At 41.1% G+C, this 10,553-nt stretch carries 9 protein-coding genes and 1 tRNA gene; 5 read left to right on the top strand and 5 right to left on the bottom strand.

The annotated features are described in order from the left end of the window. Together HQK88_12675 and HQK88_12670 are read right to left on the bottom strand one after the other, a co-directional pair. On the bottom strand, window positions 1-155 hold a 155-nt coding region (locus tag HQK88_12675; protein ID MBF0617655.1), incomplete at its 3' end, for a hypothetical protein. A 509-nt stretch (window positions 156-664) separates the two neighbouring features. Then, window positions 665-1,093 (bottom strand): hemerythrin domain-containing protein, encoded by a 429-nt coding sequence (locus HQK88_12670; protein MBF0617654.1) that lies wholly within the window; start codon window positions 1,091-1,093, stop codon window positions 665-667. Window positions 1,094-1,374: 281 nt separating this feature from the next. Between HQK88_12670 and HQK88_12665 the strand changes: the two genes are divergently transcribed. Beyond that, entirely contained in the window at window positions 1,375-2,667 is a 1,293-nt protein-coding gene (locus HQK88_12665; protein MBF0617653.1) for an HD-GYP domain-containing protein, read from the top strand. Window positions 2,668-2,737: 70 nt separating this feature from the next. Here HQK88_12665 and HQK88_12660 read toward each other — a convergent pair whose 3' ends face one another. The 3 genes from HQK88_12660 to HQK88_12650 all read right to left on the bottom strand — a co-directional run bounded on the left by HQK88_12660 (window position 2,738) and on the right by HQK88_12650 (window position 6,942). Then, a complete protein-coding gene (locus tag HQK88_12660; protein MBF0617652.1) occupies window positions 2,738-3,145 on the bottom strand; it encodes a hemerythrin family protein in 408 nt (135 codons plus the stop codon). A gap of 165 nt (window positions 3,146-3,310) precedes the next feature. After that, window positions 3,311-3,847, bottom strand: a complete 537-nt coding sequence (locus HQK88_12655; protein MBF0617651.1) for a hypothetical protein — start codon at window positions 3,845-3,847, stop codon at window positions 3,311-3,313. A gap of 11 nt (window positions 3,848-3,858) precedes the next feature. Further along, entirely contained in the window at window positions 3,859-6,942 is a 3,084-nt protein-coding gene (locus HQK88_12650) for a hypothetical protein (protein MBF0617650.1), read from the bottom strand. Window positions 6,943-7,125: 183 nt separating this feature from the next. Here HQK88_12650 and HQK88_12645 point away from each other — a divergent pair. The 4 genes from HQK88_12645 (at window position 7,126) to HQK88_12630 (ending at window position 10,552) form a co-directional block, all read left to right on the top strand. After that, window positions 7,126-7,219: transfer RNA gene (locus HQK88_12645), tRNA-Ser, on the top strand. A 55-nt stretch (window positions 7,220-7,274) separates the two neighbouring features. Continuing rightward, window positions 7,275-7,871 (top strand): sugar transferase, encoded by a 597-nt coding sequence (locus tag HQK88_12640; GenBank protein MBF0617649.1) that lies wholly within the window; start codon window positions 7,275-7,277, stop codon window positions 7,869-7,871. Continuing rightward, window positions 7,872-9,386 carry an acyl--CoA ligase gene (locus HQK88_12635; protein MBF0617648.1) on the top strand — a complete coding sequence of 505 codons (1,515 nt, stop codon included), beginning with the start codon at window positions 7,872-7,874 and terminating at the stop codon, window positions 9,384-9,386. After that, on the top strand, window positions 9,383-10,552 hold the full coding sequence (locus HQK88_12630; GenBank protein ID MBF0617647.1) for an alcohol dehydrogenase catalytic domain-containing protein: 1,170 nt from the start codon (window positions 9,383-9,385) through the stop codon (window positions 10,550-10,552). The genes HQK88_12635 and HQK88_12630 overlap by 4 nt, the downstream gene beginning before the upstream one ends. Window position 10,553: the final 1 nt, after the last annotated feature.

Here is a 10,553-nt window from a genome sequence, read left to right as displayed (position 1 = left end):
AGTAAAATAAAATCAGCCTCACGCTCATTCGTTATCTGAAGTTTAGTTTCTATGGCCGTGGATTTAACTATTTTTAACCCTATAACTTCTGTAATTAGGGTATCTACAACATCCTTAAGGATTTCCTTTATAACCTTGTCATAGCGTTTAGGCATTTGGTGTTATTATAACATTTGGGTAAATTAATGCACTAAAATAAATATGTGCCAATTTGTTAATTTATCCACTCGTTCCAGATTGGTTCAAGGATGTACCGCAAACACAATATCCACAAAAGCGTTCGGGGGTGTGAATTTCCTCCATCTCCATCCTCGTTGTTTATCTAAAATGAGGTGCCCATAAAGGTGCCCGCGGCAATCAAATTCCACCCATCTCTATCCAACTACAGCCAATAATGCTAAAAGATGATTATCTTTATATATCATGGATTTATGGGTAAAATCAATGTTTTACAAACCCTTAAAAATATTGGAACAACGCACTCTTAATCCGTTGGTTCCTGGTTCGAATCCTGGGTGGCGCACCAGTCATTACCTTTATTTATTAATCACATGGGGATTTACCGGTTTCATGAAAGCATTGAAAAAGACACTTTTTTGTCATATAAAACAGTGAATTGGGGGATATCTTAAACTTTACGTTACCTGCACTATATATAAATCGGTTATTTCTTTTCCATAGATTTATTATAGATAATACCCATCTTTTTATCTATACAAGTAATGTGCTGAGACAGCCAGTTCCGCATCCAGGGATAAAACTCTTTTGCTATTTTTAATATTTCACGTTTATTTTTTATCTTTATTTTTTCAAACTCTGTAAAATCTCTTATGAATGCATCGTGATCATTTTTATGTTCTATATAATTTGTAATCCCATATTCATAGTTAATATTGTTCTTTATAAAATCCTCTTCGGTTTTAAAGTGAATATTGACATACTGCCTGACAAATAAAAATGTCCTGGCTATCTCTTTTAAATCGTTAGTTTCTATAGACTGAAATAGTAAATTTATACGTCTAAAGAATTCTTTATGTTGTTCGTCAATAATATCAACACCAATTATTAAATCATCTGTCCACTCAATATTCATTTCCCTTCATTCCCCTTTTGACATACAAACGTTTTCCAAAAATATATCTTTGCTTCTCACGCAACTACCAGTTCAGCCAGTTATACTCATCCTTTAAATCTCCACACCAGATAACCATGGTATCGAGTTCATTTTAGTATCTACCTGCTTAATTATATTTTAGCATACCTTGTCACTCATATAATATTCTTAGACGTTTATAATCAGGCATAATTTAACAACTTGACCGCGTTTTCCCCAAAATTGAGAAGATAGCTGTCTTTGTTTTATAATGCAAACAGATGTCGGTAGCAAGAAAAATACATATAACACTGATAAAGCGTCTGATATTGGGCTGGTGTGTCTTATCCATACTGTTAGGAGTGACAGTGTTTTTTATCAAACTTCAGGACATTGACGAAATGGTCAAAGACCTTGCTATAGCCGAATCTAAAATGATATTAAATGACAGACGCTTTTTTGCACAAGGCTTATCCGAACAAGAGAATAACCTAATGGCCGATAAACTCAAACTCGTCATCAAATACGGCAATTTCATTGCCTTAGAACTCTACACCACTGAGTTAAAGAAACTCTATGAAGTTACCTCTAATGACATCGATGCGATGGAGGCACACAACAAGTACATCGAACCTAAAGAGACCGTCGGTAAAGAGAGAGGCACTATGTTTATTAACAATATCACTTCTGAAAGGTTTTACATAAACGGTCGAATCTTCTTACAGTTCGTTGTGCCGCTGTTTGACAAGACTAACAAGAAATACGGTTATCTGGAGGGTATATATCGTACGAATAACCATACAATGAAAGATATTAGACATTCCCTCGTAGTGTCTTTCCTGGTAATAGTTTTGGCTGTTTCAGTAACATCGATCATCTTTTATCCATTAGTTATATCGATGAACAATGATTTAATAAAGCATACCCGCAATCTGACAGAAGCAAACCTTGGGATGCTTGAGACATTGGGCAGCACCATTGCCAAAAGAGATAGCGACACAAACAGCCACAATTACCGGGTTGCAATTTATGCCGTCTCACTTGGCGAGGCATTGCACTTAAAAGATGACGAAATAAGAAGCCTGATAAAGGGATCATTTCTCCATGACATTGGAAAAATCGCAATATCTGACAATATCTTGCTGAAACCCGGCAAGCTTACTGAAGAGGAGTTTGAACATATGAAGGATCACGTCCTTCATGGTATGGATATAGTGGGAAGATACTCATGGCTCAGAGATGCAGTGGACGTGGTGGTATATCATCATGAGAGATATGACGGAAAAGGTTATTCAGGGCAGCTTATGTCAGAAGACATCCCCATTGGTGCAAGGATATTTGCAATAGTTGACGTTTTTGACGCCCTCACCTCAAAGCGTCCTTATAAAGAACCTTACTCTTATGAAGAAACCTTAGAGATAATGAAAGAAAACTCAGGGAAACACTTCGACCCTAAGCTACTGGAGGTGTTCATAGACATGTCATTCGATCTGTACGACAAAATAAGCAAATCTGAAGACGATACCATTGAGAAAATGATGAAAAAGCTGGTACGTAAGTATTTTGTGTATTAAAGTTAGTGGAGAGAATTTTCTGATATTCCAATAATAGAGATTTCCCCCATATAGAAAATAAACAACACCTTTATCTTATGCCTTTTTCTTTTAGAAATGACGAATATTTTTTATCAGTTCCCATGATATGTTTAGTCAGCCATGTCTTTAAGAAGTTCAACAGCGAAAAGTCTATCTTAGCCTTTCCAGCTCTGAATTGTTCTTGAAAATCAACTACTTTCGCAATCAGCTCTTTGTGCTCGTGTTCATGTCCGGAGACCCCCGGAAATGAATACTTGTTCATAAGCTTCTCCTCGGCAGCAAAATGGTATCTCGTATAGTCTATCAACTCCACTATTACCGGTTCGACTATGGTGCTGCCCTTTTTGGCCGATATGGCGTCATATAAGCCGTTGAGGAGATTTATTATTTTCTTGTGATGTTCGTCAAACTCCCAAATATGCACACTAAGGGTGTCATTCCATGATATCAACGGCATATAAATCCCCCTTAATTTGAGTCTAAATTAAGATAAACATTTACTAAATTCTTCAGTTTCCGCAAGGAACACCTCAGGACACTACAGTATCGTACAGCATTATTATCCTTTATTGTCAAGGTAGGGAATCACTATCTAAAACAAAGTTAGACGATTGAATTAGAATTAGGCTTTAGACATCTCATCAACACATATCAGCACCTCGTACCCGGCATCCTGTTCCGTGTCGTAGTTTGAGGGTTGTTGCACGGTAATGTAGTATGAATCGTAGCTGCTTTCATAGCACAACTGCCCTACTGCCACACCTGATACTTCTGAGGTAACCTCCCTCGAACCACTCTTTTTAATTGTGCCAAGGTCTGTCCCCTGCCAGGTGATTGAATTAACTGAGGTAATCGGGCATGATGTTTTTGCCGTATCGCTTTTTTCAAATTTAATTGATTCTGTTATGGTTACAGTCTTTCCTGTGCCATAAGGCGTAATAATACCGTCTGACTTACTGATTGTATAGCCTGATATGCCGGAGGTCTTAAACACCCGGAAATAATACTTGTCGCCAAATGCAAATGATGACTTACTATTGCCGCTACTGTCCACATTTAAGTCACCATCCGCTTTCACTATAATGCTTTCACCGGTACTGGTACAACTGCTTTTAAATGTTACCGTTTTAGTGGCTTTTACATTTGATGAGCTGTTCACTGTTCCTCCTTCTATTTTACCGGGTTTTTATAATTGTCATATCCATACACCACGATGGTTTCCTTAAACTTTGGTGATTTGTCTTTGCTGCTTAATGAAATTTCCACTGATGCCTCTCTTACTATTCCCTTCATGTACGTGCCGCTTTCATCGTCATTTACCGATGCCACGCTGCCATCCTGTGCGCCGCAGTAGGGCACGTCCAGTGTATATTTTCTGCGCCTGTAGGAATTATCATACAGGTAGATTTGCCCAACTGTAACTGCCTGAGTTTCAGTGATGATAAGAGCATTGTTTATATTATCAGCGCCTTTATTGTCTGGCGCCGCTACCCCCCCTACGACTACTGTAACAGCAGATGCCGCACTGCTCCCGGTGTCTTTCACTACAAATAACGCAACAGTCCCACTAACTGTTGACGTCACATCCCATAAATCATATTTTGTCTCATAGCAGATATCTAATAATGAGCACGTGTCATCCAAAGGGGTCAGCGACCCCCGGCAGATAGTAATGGTTTTAGAGCCTGCCGTGTAATCTATCGTTTTCCCTGATCCATCACAAGTGTGGAGTGTGTAAGAGGTAACGCTGTAGATTGCCTTGCTGACAGAGCCTGAGCCGTTAGTTATTGTAACCGTTTCATCCAATGTCTCAGAGTAGGTACCAACTTTAGAGATTTTGGCATCTCCGGCAACTTTTAATTTATAACTTGCACTTTTATTAGGGATATACACTTTTATCTGAAGAGTTTCACCGGGCTTTGCACATGTGCCGTCCACTGCCTCAATGGAGTAATCCTCAGAGCTGCTGCCATTATTAATATTAACCGTGACAGAGCTAAACTCCGGCTGTTCCTCGGTATAGTCCATTGATATTATGTTGGTAAAGTCAAAAGAGTACACAGCCGTTTCGTTTGACAGTTCCTCAGGCTTAACAGGAAACTTGCTTCTGACGGTTAATGAGCCGTCAGAGTTGGTTCTGACTATGGCACCTGCGGCCTCAGCCAGCTTTATAAGAGCGTTTATCGGGTAATCTTCAGTGCTGAATTCACTTATCCAATAGTCATCACAATCCCAGGTTATGGGGATAGATACCCCATACCCCGCTAAGGAACTTCCGGCTATCTCTGCGGCTATTTCTGAAGCATATTTATTGTAGTAAGTGTCTGATAGTTTTGAGGCAAATCCCTTTGCTAATATTGCCGGTTTTTGACGTCCCCAGATATTAATATTGGCGCTGCCGCCACGGGCTGCCGGGTTTGACACAGCTGATTCCTTCTTTTCTCTGGTTTCAAGGTAAAACTCGTAGGGGTCAGCGACCCCAGGCGGATTTGATAATGTTAGTTTTATACATAATTCACCATAGTTTGTTACAGGATTGCAAACATCCCAGAGTTTTAAACCAGCCAGCTCTATCTCAATATGGTCAATTGCCTCTGATTCTTGTTTGGTGAGATTTATTTTCTTTACGTATTTTTTAATTGATGACCCCTCGATTGTTATATCCCATGCAGGAGATACTCTCGTTGTAAGAACCGGCCTTAAAGAATTTCTGAAAAAATATGGGATGTGTATATGCTCTTCAATGGTGCTTGTAAGTACAGCCAGAGAGTTAACCGGATCAGTTATCCCATTTAGCAGGGCCAGGTATTTGCGAAAACCTTCTGAAATTGTTAGCGGGAAATTAACGTCTTTTGAATTACCAAGCCCACTGCTAACTGAAAACATAGTCTCTATGCCGGAATCCACTATCTTGTTTCCAATGTATAGACTATTCCAAAACCCGGTTGCTATATCCAGTGAAAAATGCAGAATTCGCTCTAAAAGAAACGGTTGCTTAATAAACAGTATCTTTAAGTCGCTGCCGTGAGAATTTATGCTGTTAAGATACTCACTGCTTATGACGCTTTCAAAAAACTCGTTGACAGAATCCCCTAAGCCGTTTGCCTCATAAAACTCAGCCATGTCAGACAGAATTGTAGCCATATAATTTGCCGCAATTTCGGTGTTTAATAAGTTTAATAAACTCAGTGTACCCATATCGGCAATTGGGGACGGCAAATTATAATAGCCGTTATCGCCAGAAGGTTGCCTTATATCAATTAAAACCTCATCACCATCAGAAAAAGAACCCGACACCTGATTATTAAACTCTCCAACCCAGTTGCGAGGCATTAAGTCTATGTTTTTATATGGTTTACAAAAGTAACCCATCACGTAGAAGTCCATATAGGTATTCTGTCTTTTGCCCTCAATTGTTTTTGCAGCAAAATCAATACCTATGGCATGAGTACAAAAACTGCTGTTTTTATAAATGTCATCAGTGGAACCTTTTCTTAACGCAACAAAACCGTCATGTCCGCTTGTGTGTGTCCATGACTCTATAAGCACACCGGAGGCGCCCCACGGCGGAGTAAGTGTAATTGTCTGATAATTATCCGTATTGGTGACACTCTTATTGATTCCGTTAACAAAGGATCTGCCTGCAGTGACATACCCGTGCAGATATATCTTAGTTGTGCCGCCATTTTTTATAGCTTCAAATTTTCTGTTACCATCTATTGGCACACAGAACCCGAAATGGCTTGCCCCATACTGAGGAGCCACCCTTGTATCAGTGCTGCCAAATGGCCTGATACCGGTATTATTCCAAACACTATCAGTACAAGTTATTTCTAAAAGAGCGAATTTTGCGCTAATTGGGATATAGCTGCTCAGGTTATAAGTTGTCCATGAGCTTGTTAAATCAGCAGCAATTTGATATGGTTCGGTAAATCCTGCAGCATCTGAGGTAAAATAGCCTGTCAGTTTTATCTTACAATATGTTGTCTGGATTTTCGCCTCAATTTTCAGAGCTGTTGATACCTTTACATAAAAATCGCACTGGCTATAACCATTAATATAGCCGACTGCATAGTTATCGTTGCTTGATCCATAGGTTCTTAACCCATAATTTACATGCTCACCGTAACTGCCCTCATGCACTCTCAACACTGCCACTGTAGCATCCTGTGGCAGATACGGTGATAAATCAATTGTTACCCAGCTCCCGCTTGAAGGGGTTATATCTATCGCATTTGTGAAAAAGTAAGCCACTGTTCTCCTTCCGTAACATCAAATGTATTTACATTAATTTGTATAACTGCATAATTATTTACTTTTTTAAATTATATTTATGAAAAATCTGATAAAAGCGGACAATATCTTTTAAAATTTTTTTTACCCGTACTTGTAGCAATATTTACCGTAAAAATAGTAAAATTAATATGCTTTACTTTAGGAGAGGTGTCCGAGCGGCTGAAGGAGCACGACTGGAAATCGTGTGTGGGGCCTAAGAACTTCACCGAGGGTTCAAATCCCTCCCTCTCCGCCATGTTTATTCTCTTCACCTAAAGGAAGGAGCTAGGTTTTTTATTTTATACGAAATTATGCTGTATGAGTTTATTAAGAGACTACTTGATATCTCACTTAGTCTGCTTTTGCTTATGATTTTTTCTCCGATGATGCTGACTATAGCACTACTGATATGGATTGACTCCCGGGGGGGGATAATCTTTTACCAACGGAGAGTGGGCAAAGGAGGGGTAGAGTTCAACATGTATAAGTTTCGCACAATGGTGACAAATGCCGATGAAATCAAGACCTCATTGTCAAGTGAGGTGGATGGCCCGGTCTTTAAACTTAAAAACGATCCAAGAGTGACAAAAGTAGGCAGAGTACTCAGGACGTGGAGCCTTGATGAGACGCCACAGTTGTTTAATGTGCTATTTGGGAACATGACACTGGTAGGCCCTCGCCCGCTTGAAGACAAAGAGATGACTGAAAACATGGAGTGGAAAGAGATCAGGCTTAAAGTTAAGCCTGGGATGACCGGCCTTTGGCAGATAAAAGGCAGAGGAACAGGACAATTTGCTGACTGGGTAACATATGATTGCCAGTATGTAAATAACAGGTCTATACTTTTAGATTTAAAAATCCTGATTCTTACGGCAGGAGCGGTGTTAAGACGCAAGGGGGCCTGCTAAGTGAAGGACCATGCAGTGACTCTGAACACGGCCTTACGGCAAAATTGCCTGAAAAACCCCGGCAAAGTATTCATCAGGTACCGCCACAGGGAAATCACCTATGAAAAGACAGGATGGCTGGTACTTGGATTTTCCGAGTTTTTGAAAGAGCTGCAAGTTAAGAAAAATGACAGGATTTGCCTTGTGCTTCCCAGAATTCCCGAACTTGTAATAACCATGCTTGCTGCTTCTGATATGGGAGCACTTTGTGTTCCTGTAAACTATACAACAGAAAAGCCGGCAGTCACTGCATTTATAAAACACGTTTGCCCTAAGGTGACTGTCGTGTATGAAAAATTGTTACATCTTGTGGACTTACAAACATTTGCCGGCACCATTGTCGTAGTGGAAACAGACGCTAAGATTAAACACGAACATATCCCGTGGAAAAGCGCTTGTTACAAAAAAAAAGGAATAGTGGAGGCAAGGTCAAATCCACATGATTTAGCATATTTAAACTACACAACCGGTTCAACCTCTGACCCTAAGGGGGCACTTGCAACTCATGCAAACGTTTACTACAATACGTTGTCGGCCATAGAGGCATTTAAAATAACAGCCGATGACACGCATCTGTGTATGTTTGCCTCATTTGCCCACCCTCATGAAATTTTTTGCAGAGCCCTGTTCACTGGCGGCACTTTAGCTCTGCTTGAGGAAATAAACCCTAAGACCATTGCAAACACTATAATGGACGACTCTATAACTATGATGATGGGTATTGCACCCCTGTACGATATGCTTTTTTCACACTGTTCTGGTTATAATATGTCCGCTTTGAGAATTGCAGAATCCGGAGGAATGTTTACAAGAGCAGAGATATCGGAGGGTTTTAAAAATTCCTTCGGAATTCCTGTGCTCTCTGTCTGGGGCAGCACAGAGACAAGCGGCATAGCGCTTGCTAACAGACCGGATGACTACCGGTTGGACGGCTCTATGGGGAAACCCTGTCCGTACTATGACATAAAGGTTATTGAGGAGGATGGCAGGGAGGTACCTACAGGAGACACTGGTGAGATGGTTATTCGGGGTCCGGCTGTCGTTGCAGGGTATATAGACGATAATGCTGAGTTTTTGTCTGATGAGGATGGTTTTTACAAATCAGGCGATCTGGTGAGAAAAGACAGTAATGGGTTTTACCATTTTATAGAAAGAAAAAGCGGTCTTTTAAAAGTGGCAGGGCTTAAGGTGTATCCCCTGCAGTTGGAGATAGCCATAAAGCAGCACCCCTGTATTGACGATGCAGCCGTGATAGGCATTGAAGACAGAAGCCGTGGAGTAGTACCGGCAGCCTTTATCGTGGTTAAAGAAGGCTGTAACCTGACTGCCTCTGATTTATCGCAGTACATGAGGTCAAAAATTGCCAATTACATGATACCCAGAAGGGTGGAATTTGTTTCTGAACTTCCTAAAATAGGAAGCGGTAAGATAGATAAAAAGAGACTAAAGAAACTCTTTGAGGATGGCAACATATGAAAGCGCTTGTTGTAGAGGCTCAGTGGGAACCGCTTGCGGGATACCTTCCTACTGAAAAAGAGATACTGCTAAGACGCGCCTCTGTGGGAAGTCAGGTTTGGAGAAAACCTGTGTTTGAAATCAGAGAGGTTCCGGTTCCTGACACAGGGGACAATGAGGTACTAATCAGAGTTAAGCGATGCGGCATATGCGGCTCAGACACCCACATATATGAACACGACAAAGACGGCTACATCTTGTTTTCCGGGCCGGCCAGGTTTCCCTGCATAATAGGGCACGAGTACTCAGGTGTGGTGGAAAGAGTCGGGAAAAACGTGGACACCCTTCGTCCCGGAGATATTGTTGCGGCAGAGAGTATTCACTGGTGCGGAAAGTGTACACCGTGCCGAAGCGGCGCTTTTAATCAGTGCCAGAAGGTGGAACTTATCGGCATAACTAAAGACGGAGCACTGGCTGAGTTTATATGCGCTAAGGAGCGCCACTGCTGGAAAATTGACTCGCTGAGAGATCGCTACTCAGAGGACGATGTGTTTTCTGTGGGTGCGCTGATTGAGCCTATAGGATGTGCTTATAACGGGATTTTCATAAGTGGCGGCGGCTTTAAACCTGGCATAACCGTGGTAGTTTATGGCGTAGGGCCTATTGGGCTTGCTGCCGCAGCACTTTCAAGGCTATCCGGGGCAAGTCTGATTTTAGCTTTTGACACTATTAATGAAAGACTCTCCATAGCAAAAAGTATGGGAGCAGATAAAGTCTATAATATAAATGAGCTTAAAAAAACCGGCCTAAGGCCAAGAGACATTGTTATGGAGCAGACTAAAGGGGTTGGAGCAGAGGTACAGGTAGAGTCTGCCGGTGCTGCTCCGTTTACTGTGCCTGAGATGGAAAACTCTCTTGCCGTTAACGGCAAGATAATCTACCTTGGCAGAGCTGCAGCCTCAGTACCTCTCATGCTTGACACACTGGTCTCAGGCGCTAACAGCATCATAGGGGCAAGAGGACATGCCGGTTACGGCATTTATAACAACGTCATAAGACTAATTGCCTCAGGCAGGTTGAATATTAAAGAGATGATTACCTCCACATATGATTTTACGGACGCAATTGGAGCAATAAAAAATTCAACGACCCGGACTGACGGAAAAAGCCTGGTGTTTATTTCCTAAT

This window comes from Nitrospirota bacterium (assembly GCA_015233895.1).
Classification (GTDB): Bacteria; Nitrospirota; Thermodesulfovibrionia; order Thermodesulfovibrionales; family Magnetobacteriaceae; genus Magnetomonas.
Note: the sequence above shows the minus strand (reverse complement) of the source record. Positions and strands in the feature narration are given on the sequence as shown.